The organism is Sphingomonas sp. P4_D12 (assembly GCF_056401895.1).
This window is the reverse complement of sequence record NZ_JBFUIL010000012.1, coordinates 19,794-38,361: the sequence shown is the minus strand read 5'-3', so window position 1 is coordinate 38,361 and position 18,568 is coordinate 19,794. Positions and strand designations below refer to the sequence as shown.

Annotated in this window: 15 protein-coding genes and 1 tRNA gene; 10 read left to right on the top strand and 6 right to left on the bottom strand. The window is 65.6% G+C overall.

What is annotated here, in order from left to right; genetic code table 11:
• Nucleotides 1-77 precede the first annotated feature (77 nt).
• The 7 genes from AC1DSD_RS20195 to rplA all read left to right on the top strand — a co-directional run bounded on the left by AC1DSD_RS20195 (nt 78) and on the right by rplA (nt 7,154).
• The gene (locus tag AC1DSD_RS20195; protein ID WP_478032591.1) at nt 78-1,832 is read left to right on the top strand and encodes a fatty acyl-AMP ligase; all 1,755 of its coding nucleotides are present in this window, start codon (nt 78-80) and stop codon (nt 1,830-1,832) included.
• A gap of 169 nt (nt 1,833-2,001) precedes the next feature.
• Nucleotides 2,002-4,458 (top strand): putative bifunctional diguanylate cyclase/phosphodiesterase, encoded by a 2,457-nt coding sequence (locus AC1DSD_RS20190; protein ID WP_478032590.1) that lies wholly within the window; start codon nt 2,002-2,004, stop codon nt 4,456-4,458.
• Nucleotides 4,436-4,512: transfer RNA gene (locus AC1DSD_RS20185), tRNA-Trp, on the top strand. Before AC1DSD_RS20190 ends, AC1DSD_RS20185 begins: the two co-directional genes overlap by 23 nt.
• Nucleotides 4,513-4,851: 339 nt before the next feature.
• The gene (secE, locus tag AC1DSD_RS20180) at nt 4,852-5,049 is read left to right on the top strand and encodes a preprotein translocase subunit SecE (RefSeq protein ID WP_066822705.1); all 198 of its coding nucleotides are present in this window, start codon (nt 4,852-4,854) and stop codon (nt 5,047-5,049) included.
• Nucleotides 5,050-5,057: 8 nt separating this feature from the next.
• Nucleotides 5,058-5,597 carry a transcription termination/antitermination protein NusG gene (nusG, locus tag AC1DSD_RS20175; RefSeq protein ID WP_066810584.1) on the top strand — a complete coding sequence of 180 codons (540 nt, stop codon included), beginning with the start codon at nt 5,058-5,060 and terminating at the stop codon, nt 5,595-5,597.
• 428 nt (nt 5,598-6,025) lie between these two features.
• Nucleotides 6,026-6,457: a 50S ribosomal protein L11 gene (gene rplK, locus AC1DSD_RS20170; protein WP_066810582.1), complete on the top strand. Its 432-nt coding sequence runs from the start codon at nt 6,026-6,028 to the stop codon at nt 6,455-6,457.
• 4 nt (nt 6,458-6,461) lie between these two features.
• Nucleotides 6,462-7,154, top strand: a complete 693-nt coding sequence (gene rplA, locus AC1DSD_RS20165) for a 50S ribosomal protein L1 (protein ID WP_478032589.1) — start codon at nt 6,462-6,464, stop codon at nt 7,152-7,154.
• A 134-nt stretch (nt 7,155-7,288) separates the two neighbouring features.
• On the opposite strand, the gene AC1DSD_RS20160 is transcribed toward rplA, so the two are convergent.
• The gene (locus tag AC1DSD_RS20160) at nt 7,289-7,864 is read right to left on the bottom strand and encodes a thioredoxin domain-containing protein (protein WP_478032588.1); all 576 of its coding nucleotides are present in this window, start codon (nt 7,862-7,864) and stop codon (nt 7,289-7,291) included.
• Complete coding sequence (locus tag AC1DSD_RS20155; RefSeq protein WP_478032587.1) at nt 7,857-8,957, bottom strand: acyl-CoA dehydrogenase family protein; 1,101 nt, start codon at nt 8,955-8,957, stop codon at nt 7,857-7,859. Before AC1DSD_RS20155 ends, AC1DSD_RS20160 begins: the two co-directional genes overlap by 8 nt.
• Nucleotides 8,958-9,211: 254 nt before the next feature.
• Between AC1DSD_RS20155 and AC1DSD_RS20150 the strand changes: the two genes are divergently transcribed.
• Nucleotides 9,212-9,778, top strand: a complete 567-nt coding sequence (locus tag AC1DSD_RS20150) for a DUF4337 domain-containing protein (RefSeq protein WP_478032586.1) — start codon at nt 9,212-9,214, stop codon at nt 9,776-9,778.
• 16 nt (nt 9,779-9,794) lie between these two features.
• Here the strand turns inward: AC1DSD_RS20150 and AC1DSD_RS20145 are convergent, their stop codons facing one another.
• Nucleotides 9,795-10,670 (bottom strand): alpha/beta hydrolase family protein, encoded by an 876-nt coding sequence (locus AC1DSD_RS20145; RefSeq protein ID WP_478032585.1) that lies wholly within the window; start codon nt 10,668-10,670, stop codon nt 9,795-9,797.
• A gap of 81 nt (nt 10,671-10,751) precedes the next feature.
• On the opposite strand from AC1DSD_RS20145, the gene AC1DSD_RS20140 reads away from it, so the two are divergent.
• Together AC1DSD_RS20140 and AC1DSD_RS20135 are read left to right on the top strand one after the other, a co-directional pair.
• Nucleotides 10,752-12,473 (top strand): VanW family protein, encoded by a 1,722-nt coding sequence (locus tag AC1DSD_RS20140; RefSeq protein WP_478032584.1) that lies wholly within the window; start codon nt 10,752-10,754, stop codon nt 12,471-12,473.
• A gap of 55 nt (nt 12,474-12,528) precedes the next feature.
• Nucleotides 12,529-13,632, top strand: coding sequence for an FUSC family protein (locus tag AC1DSD_RS20135; RefSeq protein WP_478032583.1), 1,104 nt, complete (start codon nt 12,529-12,531; stop codon nt 13,630-13,632).
• Here the strand turns inward: AC1DSD_RS20135 and AC1DSD_RS20130 are convergent.
• The 3 genes from AC1DSD_RS20130 to AC1DSD_RS20120 form a co-directional block, all read right to left on the bottom strand.
• A complete protein-coding gene (locus AC1DSD_RS20130) occupies nt 13,592-14,449 on the bottom strand; it encodes an oxidoreductase (protein WP_478032582.1) in 858 nt (285 codons plus the stop codon). The genes AC1DSD_RS20135 and AC1DSD_RS20130 overlap by 41 nt on opposite strands.
• 103 nt (nt 14,450-14,552) lie before the next feature.
• On the bottom strand, nt 14,553-16,016 hold the full coding sequence (locus tag AC1DSD_RS20125) for a CehA/McbA family metallohydrolase (protein ID WP_478032581.1): 1,464 nt from the start codon (nt 16,014-16,016) through the stop codon (nt 14,553-14,555).
• Nucleotides 16,016-18,526: a TonB-dependent receptor gene (locus AC1DSD_RS20120; RefSeq protein ID WP_478032579.1), complete on the bottom strand. Its 2,511-nt coding sequence runs from the start codon at nt 18,524-18,526 to the stop codon at nt 16,016-16,018. The genes AC1DSD_RS20125 and AC1DSD_RS20120 overlap by 1 nt, the downstream gene beginning before the upstream one ends.
• Nucleotides 18,527-18,568 lie beyond the last annotated feature (42 nt).

Sequence of the window (18,568 nt, the reverse complement as noted above, 5' to 3'; positions counted from 1 at the left end):
CGGCAGGGGGCCGTCGCTGGCATGAAGCGGCCGGTAAGAGCCGCAGGAACATGGGCGCGAAAGTGATGACATTAGACATGGCGACTGACGTGGTAGGCGAGCGAACGGAGAGCCTGGCGCCGACTCCGACCGACGACGCCTTGCCGCGCCGACTGGCCGATTTCGGGACTTTGGGCGAAGCGCTGGATTATGCCGCGCAAGGCGTGCGCGGGCTCAATTTCCACGATCCGCGCGGCGCGCTGGTCCGCGCTTATCCTTTTTCCGAAATGCGGCAGGACGCGCTGGCGATGGCCCGCCGGCTGATCGCGTCGGGCGTGAAGCCTGAGGACCGGATCGCGCTGATCGCGGAAACCGGTGTCGAGTTCGCCAGCCTGTTCTTCGGCGTGGTCTATGCCGGCGCCTGGCCGGTGCCGCTGCCGCTACCGACCAGCTTCGGCGGCGCGCAAAGTTATATCGACCAGCTGTCGGTCCAGCTGAGAAGCTGCGACCCGACGATGCTGATCTATCCGCCCGAGATCGGCGCGATGTGCGCCGAAGCGGCAAGGATCCAGAATGTCGAGGGAATCGACTGGGCGAGCTTCGCCGAGCGCCCCGCTCCCGACGCCGAATTGCCGCAGGCCACGGGCGAGGACATCGCGTATCTGCAATATTCGAGCGGGTCGACGCGCTTTCCGCATGGCGTCGCGATCACGCATCATGCGCTGCTCAACAATCTCGCCGCGCACAGCCATGGCATGCATGTCGGCGATGGCGATCGCTGCGTCTCGTGGTTGCCCTGGTATCATGACATGGGACTGGTCGGCTGCTTCCTGTCGATCGTCGCCAACCAGGTATCGACCGATTACCTCAAGACCGAGGATTTCGCCCGCCGTCCGCTCGCCTGGCTCGACCTGATCAGCCGCAATCCCGGCACCACGCTCTCTTATTCGCCGACCTTCGGCTACGACATCTGCGCGCGCCGCATGTCGAGCCAGACCAAGGCGCGGGATCGATTCGATTTGTCGCGCTGGCGCGTGGCGGGCAACGGCGCCGACATGATCCGTCCCGACGTGATGCAGTCGTTCGTCGACGCATTCGGCGATGCCGGGTTCAAGGCGACCGCGTTCCTGCCGAGCTATGGCCTGGCCGAGGCGACCCTCGCGGTATCGATCATGCCGCCCGGCGAAGGCATCCGCGTCGAACTGGTCGAGGAAACCCAGCTGTCGGGCCAGGAAGGCCGCCACGATCGCCCGCAGCGGTATCGCGCGATCGTCAATTGCGGCAAACCGGCGCGCGACATGAAGATCGAGATTCGCGAGGAAGACGGCACGCCGCTGCCCGAACGCGCGATCGGCAAGGTGTGGTGCGCGGGGCCGTCGGTGATGGTCGGCTATTTCCGCGACCCCGAAGCGACCGCCGCCTGCATGCAGGACGGTTGGCTCGATACCGGCGACATGGGCTATATGTCGGACGGCTATATTTACATTGTCGGCCGCGCCAAGGACATGATCATCGTCAACGGCCGCAACCATTGGCCGCAGGACATCGAATGGGCAGTCGAGCAGCTGCCCGGCTTCAAGGCGGGCGATATCGCCGCCTTCGCGATCACCACGCCGGGCGGCGAAGAGACGCCGGCCGTCCTGGTCCAGTGCCGGACGTCCGATGAAGCCGAACGCCTGCGCCTGCGCGACGAGATTCGCGAGCGGGTGCGGTCGGTTACCGGCATGAATTGCGTGATCGAACTGATCCCGCCGCGCACGCTGCCGCGCACGAGTTCGGGCAAGTTGAGTCGGGCGAAGGCGCGCAATCTGTACCTCGCTGGTGAGATCAAGCCATACGCGATCGCCGCCTGAAGCCCTAGCGGGCCGGCAAAATACGGACTGATCTGGATCAATCGAGCGGGGTTATCCACAGTTTTGGCGGCTCGGTCGCGACTATTGCTCTCCATTTCGGGGCGAATTCGCGAAAAAATCCTGCGTGCGCCTAACCCTTCGCTAACCCTGTAGGCGCTATCCGCAGGGGGTGAGCACGGAGCCCTCTTCCCAATTCGCCACCCCGCGGATCGACGTCCGCGCGTTGCTTGGTCTCTACGATCCGGCGGACACCACCGACTGGGGTCCGATCCGGGCGGCGCAATTGCACGCCGGACGCCAGCTCGCCTTGTTCCTGCTCGGCGCCAACCTGATCGGCGCGGCTTTGGTCGTCATGATGTTCGACGGCCAGGTGCCGCGCGAAATGTTGATCGGCTGGGCGGTCCTGACCGGCCTGGTCGGGGTCGGCGTGACGATGCGGCGCCTCGCCTCGCGCCATCGCGACGCCAATTCCGCGACCCTCAGCGATGTGCGCGATACCGTGCTGGAAGGGATCGCGCTTGCCTCGGTCTGGTCGATTCCACCGCTGGCACTGGGGTCACGCGTCGATATCGGCACCGCGATGGCATTGTGGATCGTGCTGTCGGTCATGCTTACGGCGTCGGCCGTGGCGATGGCGGCGCTGCCACTGGCGACGCTGAGCTTCCTCGGTATCCTTGGCACCGCCATTGCCGTCATGCTGGTATTGATCGGCAGCCCGTTGCTGGCCGCGGCGACGATGCTGTTCGTCGTCCTGCTGATGGTCAGCTGTTTCCAGCGCGGAAAATCACTGGTGGTGATCCGCGCCAACGAAATCGGTCTGTCCGAACGCGACGAAACCGTCAGCCTGCTGCTCCGCGAATTCGAAGAAGAAGATGGCGACTGGCTGTGGGAGACCGACAGCGCCCGGCGCATCGTCCGCGCCAGCCCGCGCTTCGCGCGCTCGGTCCATCTCGATCCGGTGAAGATCAACGGCATGCCGCTGCTCCAGGCGCTGGCCGGCGTCCATTGGGAAAGCGGCGACTTCTCCTCCGGGCTGCGCATGCTCGCCGACAAACTCAAGAATCGCGAACCGTTTCGCGATATCCTGCTGCCCGTGCAGGTCGGTGAGGCCGAAAGATGGTTCGCACTTGCCGCCAGCCCGCGCCACGATGACGACGGCGCCTTTCTCGGTTTTCGCGGCGTGGGATCCGACGTCACCGCCCAGCGCGAATCGGCCGACAAGATCAACCGCATGGCGCGGTACGACATGCTCACCGGCCTGCCCAACCGGCTCCACCTCAACGAGCAACTCGGCCGCGCGATGGCCGAAGCGGAGAAATGGGGCACGCGCTGCGCGTTCATGATGATCGATCTCGATCGCTTCAAGGCGGTCAACGATTCGCTCGGCCATCCGGTCGGCGATCGGTTGCTCGGGCGCGTCTCGGAACGGCTCGGCCATCTGGTCAGCGACAATGAGGTCGTGGGCCGGCTCGGCGGCGACGAATTCGCGGTGGTGGTACGCGACGCGTCCGACACGGCCCGCGTCGAAAAGCTGGCACAGGCGATTATCGAGATGTTGTCGCGGCCATACGAGGTCGATGCGCACACGCTCTATATCGGTGCGTCGGTCGGCGTCGCGATCGGCCCGCGCGACGGCCGCACCGCCGAAATGCTGATCCGCTCGGCGGACCTTGCCCTTTATCGGTCGAAAGATGCCGGCGGCGGCGTCTTCCACACCTACGAGCCTCAGCTCCACGTCAAGGCGGAAGAGCGTCGCGTGCTCGAAATGGCGCTGCGCCAGGCGCTCGAAAAGGGTGAGATGCACCTCGAATACCAGCCTGTGGTGGTCGCCGGGTCGGGCAGCCTCACCGGCTTCGAAGCGCTCTTGCGTTGGACGCATCCCGAACTGGGCATCATTTCACCGGCCAAGTTCGTGCCCCTGGCAGAAGACGCACGGCTGATCGTTCCAATGGGCGAATGGGTGTTGCGCCAGGCGTGCGACGAAGCGTCGCGATGGCCGTCGCCGACGCGGGTCGCGGTCAACGTATCGCCCGAACAGCTCCACAATCCCGCGTTCGTGTCGGTGGTCGCATCGGCACTCGCCAATAGCGGGCTGCCGCCGGAGCGGCTCGAACTCGAAGTGACCGAGGGCGTGTTCATGCGCGAAGGCACCGTGGCGGTGCAGGTGCTCGAACGCGTGCTCGATCTCGGCGTGCGCCTGAGCCTCGACGATTTTGGTACCGGTTATTCGTCGCTGGGCTATCTTGCGCGCACCCGCTTTTCGACGATCAAGATCGATCGCAGCTTCGTCCAGGGCGCATCCAAGGGTCAGAAGGAGCCGGTCGCGATCATCCGCGCCGTTGTCGCGCTTGCCCAGTCTTTGGGTATGGCAACGACCGCGGAAGGCGTCGAGACCGAGGACGAGCACCGGCTGATCCAGGATCTCGGCTGCACCAAGGTTCAGGGCTATTATTGGCGCCGCCCCGCCCCCCCCCCCCACCCCCCAAACAAAACCCTCATTGGGCGGCCGGGTGGGGGAGCGGGCCGGCACCGTCTCAGCGAAGCTGAAAACGAGTCTAACTATTGCCGCCCGCGCGCGGTGGCGCTACAGGCATCCGCCGCACAGGGGTGTAGCTCAGCTGGTTAGAGCGTCGGTCTCCAAAACCGAAGGCCCTCGGTTCGAATCCGAGCTCCCCTGCCACTCTTCCTCTTCGACCGGATAGTCCCGCTCGCGTTCGATCGCGGCGAGAATCCGGATAGTGGCATGGTCGAGTTCCATGGAGCCTCCCTGATCTGGTACGTTGGGCGCCGAACGCAGGTGGAACCGTCGCGATCCCTCGGAAAATGGTTAATCGCGACGAACGGTCGATTGCGGCGACGCCCTGATCCTCGATCTAGCGCGAACGCTTGCCTTCCGATCGGTGCAGCGCTATTTCCGCCTCAATCCGAAATCGGGATTGATTGTCGTCCGTGCCCCTTGAGGGACCGGGCGGCGGTCCTATGTCCCCAAACTCGGCAACGATTACATAGGTTCAGGCACGTGGCGAAAACGTCCCCCATGGAATTCATCCGGCAGGTCCAGGCCGAGACGCGCAAGGTCGTATGGCCGACGCGTCGCGAGACGGTCATGACCGGGGTGATGGTGATGATCATGACGGTCATCCTGGCGGTGTTCTTCTTCGCCATCGACAAGGTGTTCGACACGGGCGTCGAGTACCTGCTGAGCCTCGCGAAATAAGGTTTCCCATGGCACGCTGGTACATCATCCACGCTTATTCGGGCTTTGAGGGCAAGGTTCGCGACGCGATCCTGTCGGAAGCAAACCGCATGGGTCTCGAGCAACTGGTCGAACAGATCGAGGTTCCGACCGAGACGATCACCGAGGCGCGCCGCGGCAAGAAGATCCAGGTCGAGCGCAAATTTATGCCCGGCTATGTGCTGGCCAAGCTCGCGATGAACGACGACGTCTATCACCTGGTCAAGAACACGCCCAAGGTGACCGGCTTCCTCGGCCCCAACGGCAAGCCCCAGGCGATCAGCGACGCCGAAGCCGCGCGCATGCTCAACAGCAAGGAAGAGGCCGCGGCCTCGGCCCCGCGCCAGCAGGTCAAGGTCGATTACGAGATCGGCGATTCGGTCAAGGTGCTCGACGGCCCGTTCGCGTCGTTCAACGGCATCGTCGAGGAGCTCGATTTCGACAAGTCGAAGGTCAAGGTCTCGGTGTCGATCTTCGGGCGTGCGACGCCGGTCGAGCTGGATTTCGAGCAGGTCGAGCGCAGCAAGTAAGGCGTAGCCTTACGCAGCGACCGCACGTGAATTAGCGGCGCTAATTCACGAGACGGCGTTCGACCGGCCGGCGGGTCGGCGGAGCCGAACCCGACCGACGACGCGGGATTTACTCCCGCGTCGGGCTCCCGAAGTGGATTTGTTTCCCGGTTTCCCCGCACCCCCAGCATCCGACGCGGAAGTGAATTCCGCGTCGTCGGACCTCGCTTCGCGAGGCCGGCCGGACGGGCGCCGTCTCAGGATTAGCTCACGCTAATCCTGCGCGGCTGCGACGCTGTTGCTTCCCGGCCCACTTTCCGCTATCGGCCCGCCCTTCCTAAGCTACAGCTGTGGAATTGCGGGAGGGTTCGCGTCGCGCGCCCGTCTAACCGCTAAACTTGACCTGGACGGCGGGGCCCTGCCCCACCGCCCACTACAGAGTGAGTACAATGGCAAAGAAGATCACAGGCTATATCAAGCTGCAGGTGCCCGCGGGCGCTGCCAATCCGTCGCCGCCGATCGGCCCGGCGCTGGGTCAGCGCGGCGTCAACATCATGGAATTCTGCAAGGCGTTCAACGCCGCGACCGGCGACCTCGAGAAGAGCACGCCGATCCCGACGATCATCACCGTCTATGCCGACCGGTCGTTCTCGTTCGAGACCAAGACCCCGCCGGCGACGTTCCTGATCAAGAAGGCCGCGAACCTGAAGTCGGGCTCGAAGGAGCCGGGCAAGGTCTCCGCGGGCAAGATCAAGCGCTCCGAGCTGTCGAAGATCGCCGAAGTGAAGATGAAGGACCTGAACGCCAACGATATCGACGCGGCGACCCGCATCATCGAAGGCTCCGCCCGCGCGATGGGCCTCGAAGTGGTGGAGGGCTGAACCGATGACTTTCGTGAGCAAGAAGAACAAGGCGATCACGATCGACCGCGAGAAGCTGCACGGCGTTGACGAGGCGATCGGCCTGGCCAAGGCCAATGCGACCAGCAAGTTCGACGAGACGATTGAAGTCGCGATCAACCTGGGCGTCGATCCGCGCCACGCCGACCAGATGGTCCGTGGCGTCGTGACCCTGCCCAAGGGCACCGGCAAGGACGTCCGCGTCGGCGTGTTCGCCAAGGGCGCCAAGGCCGACGAAGCGAAGGCCGCTGGTGCCGACGTGGTCGGTGCCGAGGACCTGATGGAAATCGTACAGGGCGGCACGATCGATTTCGATCGCTGCATCGCGACCCCGGACATGATGGGCATCGTCGGTCGCCTGGGTAAGGTGCTGGGTCCCAAGGGCCTGATGCCGAACCCGAAGCTGGGCACCGTGACGATGGACGTCGCCGCGGCGGTCAAGGCGGCCAAGGGCGGCCAGGTCGAATATCGCGTCGAAAAGGCCGGCATCATCCATTCGGGCATCGGCAAGGCATCGTTCCCGGCCGCCGACCTGCGCGCGAATTTCGACGCGCTGGTCGACGCGATCGTCAAGGCCAAGCCGTCGGGCGCCAAGGGCAAGTACGTCCGCAAGCTGGCGGTCAGCTCGACGATGGGCCCGGGCATCAAGATCGACGTCGCGGAAGTCGCCGGCGCGTAAGCTCCAGCGGCATGCGACCTGCAGGGCGGAATTCATTCCGCCCGTCGAACAGAATAAAGGGCCGGGTCACCCCCGGCCCTTTTTCGTTGATGTCCCTGACCGGTCGCCGCGTTCCATCGGCGTCGATCGAGCAGCTACTGCAACCGATCCGGCCGCCCCGCCAGTTCCAGGACGTCACCCACCGACCATTGGTCGTCCGCATGCAGCCCGTAATGGCAAGCGACGATCCGGCCGGTCCGGCTAACCAGGAAATCGGCAGGCAACCCGAATCTCCCACCTTGCGGCGATCGCGCGGGCAAGGCCTGCCGACCTTGCACGATGCGATAAGATGCCACCGCCGACGACAGCAACGCGGCCAGGATCGCTTTCGGGTGAAGGAGCGCGCGTCGCCCCGCCTCCACGCCGAATGCTCGATATATCCGCTTGTCGGGATCGGCGATGGTGACGGGCGGCAAATGCGCGAGATGCGGCCGCAATTCTTCGGCGGAGCTGTGGAAGAACACGACTTCGCGGACATAAGGATCGAGTTCCGAGGCGCGCCGCAGAAAACTGTGCAGATGCAGGTGGCAGATCGGACAGCCCGCGAATCGTCGAAATTGCAGGTGCAGCGGGCGGTCGTCGTCCTCCGCGCGGATCGCACCGCTCGCGATCGACGTGAACGATACGGCCGGCGCCTGATCGCCGACTTGCAGCCTGATCGCTTCAGCCATTGACGCTCGCCGCGGCCGGCGTGAACAGCTGCCCGCCAAGCTGCGGATAGAGGCGCCGCGACACCAACGCATGCGCCGTCACGGTCTGGGCGTCCCTGACGCGGCGCGCCGGCGCACCGGAAAATGGCACACCGGCACCGCCCGCAACATCCTGGATGACGCGGCATTGTTCGGCGGCGGTTCGGGCGGCATGAACCGCCGACAGGCGCAATTGCGCGACCGTCGCCTCGCTCAAACTGTCTCCGGCCATCGCGACGTCCCAGGCGATCGCGACCTGCTCGCGCAGGAACGCACGCGCCGCCGATTGCCGCGCTAACGCTGCGGTCATGGTAGCGAGCATCGGATCATCGGTCTGAAGAATTCTGCCGGCCTCGTCGAAGGCTGCCCGGGCCAGGCCACAACCGACGGACGCGATGCATAATGCGGTCATCACGGCCACCGGAAAGGCATATACCGCTGCGACGCCGGATCGCGGTTTCGCGGAGATGATGCACGTCCTCCGTCCGGGAACGACCACGTCCGCGACTTCGAACGACCCGCTCCCCGTGCCGCGCAGCCCCGATGGATCCCAGTCGTCGATCAGGCGGACTTGCGCGGCGGGAAAAAGCCCCAGACGCAGCGCGCCGCCTTCGCCGTAGACCCGAAATCCACCCACCAGCCAAGTGCAGACCGCGCTGGCACTTGCCCAACTCCAGCGGCCTGAGATAGCGAAATCGTCGTCGTGAGCGACCCCGACGCCCCGAGGCGCGGCGACGCCGCCGACCACGGCATCGCGCGCGCCGAAGATCTCGGCCGCCGCGGTCTCGTCGAGATAGGCCGCCAACATCCCCGTCGTCGCGCACACCGTCACACACCAAGCTACCGAACCATCTTGCCCTGCTAGTGTCTCGACGACGTCCAGTACGTCGAGCGGCGCCAATTCCCCGCCACCCAACGTACGCGGCACCAGCATGCGGAAAAGGCCATGCTCGCCCAGGGTCGCGGCCAGTTCGCTGGAGAGGCAGCGTCGATTCTCTGTCGCCGATGCCTGGGCCGCGACGATCGGGAGCAATGCCGACAGATTCGTGATCGCGTGCTCGACGTTGATCGTCATGAAAACGCATTTAGCATCCGTACCATGGTACGGAGTCAAGCGCAGGAGTAGAGAGCTGTGCGGCACCTCATCAATGTGGCGCAGGTACTCTCCGCCAGATCGCTGGCGCCGACCAAAGCGGCGACGCGCGAGGGCGTCTGGCCGACCGACAGGACGGACATTGCACGCGGCGCCATCGTCCATATTTACGAACCGCCGAAATGGGCCGAGAGGCGGGCGACGTCGGTGGCGGCGCGTGGTGCGGGAGATCGAGAGTGGAAGTCGAAGTCAGTGCCGAAGCGAAGGACAAGAGGCTCAATCGCGCCGTGGCGCTGACGGTCGTGATCCTGTCGATCTTCACTGGCCTCTGCAACATCAAGGACGGCAACCTCGTCCAGACCATGCAGCAAGCCAAGGCGGACTCGGTCGATAGCTGGAACGAATATCAGGCGACCCGCACCAAACTGCACATATCGGAGACCGCGCGGAGCGAGATCGCCGTGCTGGCGACCACGCCCGCGACCAGCGAAGCGTCGAAGGCGACGCTCGCCCGGCTCGACGCGGACATCGCCAAATATCGCACCGAAACGCCCAAGCTGAAGGCCCAGGCCCAGGCGCAAGCCGACAATTACGACGCGCTCAACGTGCATGACGATCAATTCGACGCGAGCGAGGCGGCGATCTCGACCGCGATCGCGATGGCCGCGGTCGCGGCGCTCGCGGAAAGCCCGATGCTGCTGTTCGGATCATGGTTCTTCGGCGCGTTCGGAATCTTCATGGGCATTTGCGGTTTCGCCAAGTTCGGGTTCCACCCCGACGTCCTCAGTAACTTCCTGGGTTGAGGCGCCGCCGACCAGCTTATTTGGGCAGCGTGTCGAGCCAGCGGATGATCTCGCTCTCGAGCCGGATTCGCGCGTCGGACCAGCTGTGATCGGTCGCGACATGGACCGCCGCGACCTTGTCCCCACCCTGCCTGCGGATTGATGCGCCCAGCGCTTCGGCGGGACCGCGCAGCCCGTCGTCGGATGTCAGCAACAGCAACGGCAGTCGCTTGAGACCCGGGGCCGCGTTGATGAAATCATAGGCATCGCTCCTGGCGATCGCTTCGTCGGCTTCGCTCGAGCTAGTTGTTGTGAGCGTCTCCAGCCCGGCGCCCTCGAGCCGCTTGATCGCCGCATCGCGCGGCAGCTTTCCGATCAAGCCGACATCGGCCGCCGATATCGCCGCCGCGCCGATCAGCCCCTTGTCGTGCGCCGCCGTCATCAGCGTGACCCAGCCCCCCAGGCTATGGCCGATCAACACCATCCGCTTGGTGTCGCTGCCGAGTGCCGCGACCGACGCGGGCGTGCGCAGATAGGCCAGCACCGCGTCGGCGTCGGCCAGATCGTTGGCGAAGCTATATTGGCCGGGACTGCCCCATGACCCGCGATAGTTGAACGTGACCACGGTCCAGCCCGCTCGCCGCAATGCCTGTGCCAGGTCCAGATTCTTCTCATTGCCGGGCAAGCCATGACACAGCACCACGACGGGATGCGGCCCTGCGCCCGCGGGGACATAGGCGACACCATTGATCGCCACGCCGCTGCTCGGGATGTGCAACACGTCCATCCGCGCGGGGTGCTTCGGGTCGGGCGCGGGATCGGTGTAGATCGCCGGGGGAACCGACTGTCCGGACAATGCGGTAGCAGGTGCGGCGAGCGCGACCAATCCGATGACGATCCGCCTCAACATCATGCGCTTTCCCCCGCCAGCTATCTTGGTCTTGCCTGATAGCGCCTTCGCGCGCGATAGTCTCGGCGAGAGGTGCGGCGTGCAATGAGTGATCGGCTGGCAAACGTCACCGCCCTGCCCGACCGCGCGGTACCAACGCGTGTCGGCAATCTGGTGTTCGAGACCAAGGCCGCATTGCTGCGCCTGCGCCGTGCAGGCGCCGATCTCACGCTCGACGCCCCAAAACGTCATCGCCGAGGCGAGACACTGACGGCCGCTCCCGTGCTCGCGACGATCCGCTCGCCGCTCTGGACCACGCGCGGGGGTGCCAAGGACCGCGCGCTCAACGCCGGCAAGATCCAGAATTTGCGCGCGGCGATTTCGGGGCTCGACGGGATCGAGGTCGGCGCGGGTGAAGTGCTCAGCTTCTGGCGCCAGGTCGGCAAACCGCTGCGCCGCCGCGGCTTCGTCGAAGGACGCGAGCTGCGCGAAGGCTGCATGATCGCGACCGTCGGCGGTGGCCTCTGCCAATTGTCCAACGCGCTCCACGAAGCGGTGCTCGACGCCGGGCTGGACGTGGTCGAGCGCCATGCCCACACGCGCGTGGTTCCCGGATCGCGCGCCGAAGTGGGGCGCGACGCCACGGTATTCTGGAATTACCTCGATTTCCGCATCCGTTCGCCGCGGCCGTTCCGCATCGAGGCGCGGCTGAGCGCCGACGAGCTCGAACTGACGATCCGTGGCGACATCCCCGGCGCTTCCGTACCCACTCCCGATGTCCTGACCGGTGCGATCGCGCACGATTGCCTGACCTGCGGCCAGACGACTTGCCATCGCCACGATCCCGACGACATCGATACCAGCACGCCCACCGCTTGGCTGGTCGATGGCGCGAGCCCCGAATTCGCCGCGTTGCTGCGCGACCGAGCCGGGCCGGACGACCTGCTGATGCTGCCGTCGCGCCGGGTTGGCAAAGCCGCGGCGGGCTGGCCCGTCATCGCGCGCGAATATAGCGCCGACCTCGCCGCGCTGCGCCGCTCGCTTGCCTTGCGTGGCATGGGACCGGGCACGCCGCGAGCGCGCGTGCTGCTCGACGCCGATGCGCGGCTGGCGGCCGCCTATGCGCGCAAGCTCGGCGCGACGCACACGCATCTCGTCATCGCGCAGGCGCTGCTGCCGCATCTCTGGCGGGTGGGGGCGTTACGGGGTCGCAGCTTCGAGGTGTTGCTCGACCGCTTGCCGATCGACGCGATGCATCGCGTGCTGGACGCCGCGCGCGATCTTTATCCCGATAGCGCGACGCTCGGCGATTTCCGCGCGCCGGAGGCGATCGCCGCGGCAGAGCGTGCGGCGCTGGGCGAAGCGGTTCGGCTGATCACGCCACATCGCGCGATTGCCGCCCGTTTTCCGTCGGCACGCGTCGACCTGATCGACTGGCAGGCAGCGACGCCCCTGCCCGTTACGCGCGGCGGCCGTACTTTCCTGTTCGCGGGCCCTGCCCTCGCGCGCAAAGGTGCGCATGCGATGCGCGAGGCAATGGAGCAACTCGACATCGCGTTGTTGATCGAGCGCCCAGGCGAAGAGCAACCGGATTTCTGGGGCGATCGCGACGTTCGCCTGGCCCAGGGAGTGCCGGGCGAACTCGCCGGCGTGATCCTGCCCGCGATCGTCGAGCATCGCCCTGCGACCTTGCTCCGCGCGCTTGCCGCTGACTTGCCGGTGATCGCCACCGAAGCATGCGGCCTGCCGCCGCAACCGGGCCTGACGCTGATCGAACCCTGCGACGCAACCGGCCTGCGCGACGCGATCCGGCGACTGCTTTCCTAAGCTTGGCTCATCGTCTCCTTGCCTCATCATGGAGGCCAGCCCTAGCCGCGCGAGCATGAGCCCTGCTTTTTCTCGAGCTGTCCACGGCACCCGCGCGGTGTTCGGCGGGGCGTTGGAATGGGACGGCGCGGATGCGCTCGATCCCTCGGCGATGGCGGTCACCGCGCTCGGCATGGGCGTGCCGATCCTGATCGGCGTGTTGATCGGGCGGCCCAATATCGGCCTGGCCGCTTCGCTCGGCGCGATGTGGGTCGGCGCCGCGCCGCGCGGCGCAAGTCTGAAAGAGCATTGGCGGATCGTCCGTGACATCGTCGTCGCGGCGATCGCCGCCGCGGTGGCGGCCGCGATCATCGCCCAGCACGGACCGCGGAGCGACGTGGGGCTGGTGCTTGCCGCCGGTGCCGCGGCGCTGCTCGGCGGATTCAGCCGGCCGATGGCGGTCGCGAGCCAGCGCTTCATCATCTTTGCAACGATCGGACTCGGTGTCGCGGCGCACACGCCCAACCGGATCGCCCTGGTGGTTCTCATCGCCGAGGGGGCATTATGGGCGGCGCTCTGCGGGTTGGCGATCGGTGTGGCGGCGCGGCGATTCGACATCGGCTCGATCGTGGCGAGCGAACGCGAATCGACCGCGAGCTTCGAGCAGAAGTTCCGTCACTGGCGGACGATGCTCCGGACTTGGGCGGCATGGAGTTACCCGGTCCGGTTGACGGCCTGCCTCGCCTGCGCCGCCGCGATTCGGGGCGCGTTCCCGCAGCATCACTATAGCTGGATCGCGGTTGCCGTCGCCTTGCTCACGCAACGGCAAAGCGACAATCTTGTCGCCAAGGTCTCGCAGCGCGCGCTTGGCGTGGCGGCGGGTGTGGTGGCGACCGAAGCGATCGCTATCCATCCGTTACCGGGTTGGGCGCTCGTCGCGATCATCGCGACGCTCGCGGCGCTGAGCCCGTGGCTCAGGAACCGCAGCTATGTCGCTTATACCGCGGCAACCACGCCGCTGATCATGCTGCTGACCAGCGGCGGCGAGACGATCGGCCAAGGGCTGCTGATCGACCGGCTCATCGCCACTCTCATCGCTGCGGGGTTGGTGATCACCGCGTTCCTGGCCGCCCGCCGGTTTATGCCTCGGCCATCTCCGGATAGTCGGCGCCCAGACTGAGGTCGCGATCACCCTCGATGATCGCCAGACGCTCCTTCAGCTTCGCCACCGCTGTCTCATACGCGAACCTGCCGAGCACCAGGTGCCGCGGCACGTCGCTGCGCGACACCGCTTCGATGATCGCCTCGCCGGCGCGGACCGGGTCGCCCGGTTGCTCGCCGCTATAACCGCTGGTCGTCGCCATGCGCTTGCCCGCGGTCTCGGCATAAGCCTCGATCCGGTTCCTGGTCTGGCGCAGCGAGCGGCCAGCCCAATCGGTGCGGAACGGCCCCGGCTCGACGCACATCGCGGCGATGCCGAGCGGCCCGACTTCGGCGCGGAGGGAATCGGTGAAACCCTCGACCGCGTGCTTGGTCGCGGAATAATAGCCCGAGGCAGGGAAGCCGAGCAGACCGCCGACCGAACTGATGTTGACGATATTGCCGCTGCCCTGCTCGCGCATCACCGGCAGCACCGCGCGCGTTATCGCGAACAGGCCGAAGACATTGGCCTCGAACTGATCGCGTATCTCCCGATCCTCGCCTTCCTCGATCGCGCTCTGATAGCCATAGCCGGCATTGTTCACGAGCACGTCGATCCGGCCGAACCTGTCCTTCGCCGCCGCCACCGCCGCATCGATCTGCGCTTTGTCGGTGACGTCGAGGTCGACCGCCAGCGCCCGATCGGGCGCGATCTCGACGATATCGGCGACACGCTCCTTGCCACGTGCCGTCGCCATCACGCGCCAGCCGCGATCGAGCACGAGTTTGGCGAGCTCACGGCCGAAGCCGGTCGAGCAGCCAGTGATGAACCAGACGGGATCGGCGGGGAGCGTCATCAGGGCACCTCTTATTGGGGAAGATCGCACCAAGAGAGATGGGATCGCGGGCGCCCGGCGACAACCGCCGGACGCTCGTCACCGGACTGCGAGAACCAACGCCTCAGCGGCAGTCGATATAGACGGGGTTGCCGATCAGCAGCAGCCCGGTCTTGCCGCGCACATTGGCGCTGATCCAGCCACACGCTCGTGCACGATCGAGCGATACCTTCATGCGCGCATCGTCGCTGTCGATCGTCGAGCCCAGGCCGGCCAACGCCTTGCCATTGGCGATGACCTCGACCGCCGCGCCGCGTACGGCGACCAGGTGCAGTTCCATCGACAGCGTCGCGTTGGGACGCAGCCGTTCGCCCATTACCGCACGACGCCCGCCGGATACGACCGCCATTTCGAGCAAACGGTCGCGCGTCCCCTCGGTGTCGATGAACACGTTGCCGCGCTTGATCCCCGCGGTGATGCCGGGGACCGACAAGCTGTCGGCATAGACCACCGTGGTTGGCCGTCCGATCCGCGACGGGCCGTCGGGGTCGTGCGTATCGCTGCCGCCGATCCCGGTCAGGCGCTTGCCTTCGTTGAGCCGGGCGTACCAGAAACCGAGCCCGGCATAGGGGCCCTCGACATTGACGCCGTTGACCGCCTCGACCGCGGTCACTTGGCTCCAGTCGGTGTCGGTCCACAGCCAGCCGCAGCCCATGCAGATTTCGCCACTCGGCGACGCCGGATGGTTGATCGACATGATCGCGCCGGCAGCGGCGATACTCTTCTGAAGCGCGGGAAGATTGGGAACGCCGGGCGTGCCGACGCGGAAATCGACGAAGCGCGACGGTCCGAAGATGTTAGTGTGGCCGCGAAAGGTGGTGACCTCGACCCCGGGGATCAGCAGCATCTTGTCGAACCAGGGCTGCAACTCGCGCAGATCATCGAAATGCGCGACGGTATTGTGGTCGGTCACCGCGATGAAATCGAGCCCCAACGCGCTCGCCGCCTCGACCGTCCGGAACAGCGGACACGGCACCTTGCGCCCAAGCTGGCTCTTGCAACTGCCGTCGCTGTTGGCGTCGTGCATATGAAGGTCGCCGCGATACCAATCGGGTCTGTCGACGAGCGGCGGGTTGGCGATCGCGGCGCTCGCGCGCGCCGAGCTGCCGCGGTCGAAATAGACCCTCACTTTATAGGCGGCGCTGCTGTTCGGGCGAGCATTGGGCACCCCGAACTGGACGTGCCAACGGCCGGTCGGGATCGGTCCCGGCAGGTAGCCCGGCGTCGCGTCGCTCGGCGCGATCGTCACTTTGTCGTACGAGCCGCCGCTCCAGCCGCGAAACTGCTTCGAATCCCACACGCCGAGGTCGATCACCGTCTTGTTGGTCTTGTCATAGGACAAAGCGACCGTGATCCGCTCGACGCCCGCGGGGACGTCGAACGGAATCTCGCGATAGGTCTGCGCATCCTTGCCGGTGATGACGCCGGCGACGGTCACGTCGGGCTGCGCCTGATCTTGGCCGGCCATCGCCGCCGGAGCGGCGAGGGCGGCCAGGATCAGCGCGACGAAAAGATGAAATCTGCGCATCAGAAGGCGAAGTCGACGGCGAAGCGGAAATTGCGGCCGAAGATCGGCCGGCCGATGAACAATTGGTCGTTGGCCTGGCCGCTGGTCAGCTCACCCGCGCGCGGATTGCCTTCGGTCAGCCCGATCGCGTTGGTCAGATTGTCGCCATAAGCCCAGAACGAGATGCGGTCGGTCAGCTTGAACCGCACGCTGGCGTTGAGCACGGTATAGGCCGGCAACTTCGAAATGTTGGCGGCGTCGGCATAGCGTTTCGAATAATGCTCCACGTCCATCTGCGCGCGGAAACGCCCGTCGAGCAGGGTCACCGCCGGGGTGGCGCGCAGCCCGAGTTTGGGGACGCGGAGCAGCTGGTGACCCGAATAATCGCGCGGGATCAACGTCGTGCCCGACAGTTCGTTATACTTGAGGTTGCGGAAGGTCGGGTTCTGGATCGTCGCGTTGATCGTGAGGTCGAACCACGAAACCGGCCGGATCGTGCCTTCGAGCTCGACACCATAATCGCGGGTGTCGGTGTAGACGGTCTGGGTGATATAGCCCAACGTCTTCGGGTCGAACTGGGTGTTGCCGATCGAATAGGCATCGAAATCCGTCAGGAACCCGGTCGCGTAAAAGCTGACCAACGGGGTCGAGAGCTTGAACCCTGCTTCCCACATCTTGATCCCCTGCGTCACCGGCTGCGCGTTGGCGGAGGTGATGAAGCTGCCCACGCTCGGCATGCGGAATGCCGAGGTATAGCGCGCGAACACGCCCGCGCTGTGGCTGAACTGCCAATCGGCGCCGATCGTGTAGCCGACATGGTCGAACTTGCGGTCATAGGGCGTGAAGACGCCGTTGCCGGTCAGCACCTGATCGTCAGCGAGCGTGGTCGGGTCGCCGAGATTGACGGTCTTCTGGCCTTCCTGCGCGCCCTTGGCGGTGACCTTTTCCCAGCGGATGCCGCCGTCGAGCCGCAATTGCGGCGTGATCTGCCACTCGTCCGATCCGTAGAGGGCGAAGACGTCCGACTTGCCATAGCCGTTGGCGAATTCCGATCCGTAGCGGCTGACGCCGTTCTGGGTCAGCGCACCGACCACCTGACCCGCCGCGTTGAGCGCGACCAGATCGAGCAGCCGCGAATTGCCCGACACGTCCTGAACAGTCGAAGCCGAGTAGCGTTTGAAGGTCTCGCGGATGTGCGCGTAATAGAAGCCCAACGCGAAATCGTGCGTCATGCTGCCCATCTGGAAGCGGTGCGCGAGATGGAGGTCGTCGACGAACTCGCTCTCGTCGACCGTCACCGGGCGCGCGGCGTTGATGAACACGTCGCCATTGCCGTTCTGGTTGGCCACGTCGAACGCCTGGCCGGTATCGACATAGCGGAGCTGGACATTGGTCGCGCCCGGATAGGCCTTGAGCAGCGACGATCCATATTGAGTCAGCAACGCCGCCGCCGTGCTGATCGAGGCGGGATAGACGCCGTTGCGCACCGTGTTGCTGTCGCGATAGCGCGCCTTGTTCGACAATTTCCAGCCGGGCGCGAACTCCCAATCCGCCATCGCCGAATATTGGTTGAGCCGGATGCGCGTCCCCTGGGTATTGTCGAAGAACACCGGGCCGTTGGCGCTTTTGAGCGTCAGGAACGCCGTCTCGCGGCTGGCGGTGGTGTCGTAATTGGCGTTGAACCCCGGCAGGCTGACGATATTGCCGTCGGAATCCTTGGTCAGCGGGATGCCGGTGTAAAAGATCGCGTCATCCGCCAGATGTTTGTAGCTGAGCGCGATCTGTGCGTTGCCGAAATCCTTCGACAGATCGGCGCGGATCTGGCCGCCTTTGTTGCCGGTATAGCCCGGATCGCGAACGCCGCGCTCGTTGCGGTAGAAGCCGCCCACATCGAACTTCCAGCCATCGGCCAGCGGCGTGCCGACCCAGCCGTCGAAGCGGAACAGGTCGGCGGTTGGGCCGTAAAGCATGCGCGCGCGGCCCGACAATTCGTCGCCCGGCTTGCGAGTGATGAAATTGACCACGCCGCCGGGCGCGTTCGAATAGAAAACCGAAGACGGACCGCCGCGCACCACTTCGACGCGGTCGATCGACTCATCCATGCGGAACGCCTGGTCGGCATTGAGATAGCCCAGCGCCGGATCGTGCTGCACCGGCAGGCCGTCTTCGAGCAGGTTGATCGATCCGAACCCGTCGACCGGGATGCCGCGCGCGCGGACGTTGCCCGATCCTTCGCCGCCCGATGCCTCGACCCAGAAGCCGGGGACCGACTTCAGCGTCTCGGTGACGCTCGACGCAGCCCGCGAGCGCAGCGCATCGTTGTTGAGCGTGGTGATCGCATAGCTGGTATCGAGCTTGGTGCGCTCGCCCGCGCCGGCGCGCCCGGTGACGACAATGTCCTGGTCGGTCTGCGCGTCGGGCGCCGCATCGCTGTCGACAGCTACCGGTGCGCTCTGGGCAAGTGCCGAGGGGCTTGCGGTCAGGAGAAACGCTACGATTCCGCAGCGCACGGTAAGTGCTCGGTTGGCCACCCTTTTATCCCTTTTGCTGGTGCAGCGATTCTGCTGTCGCGC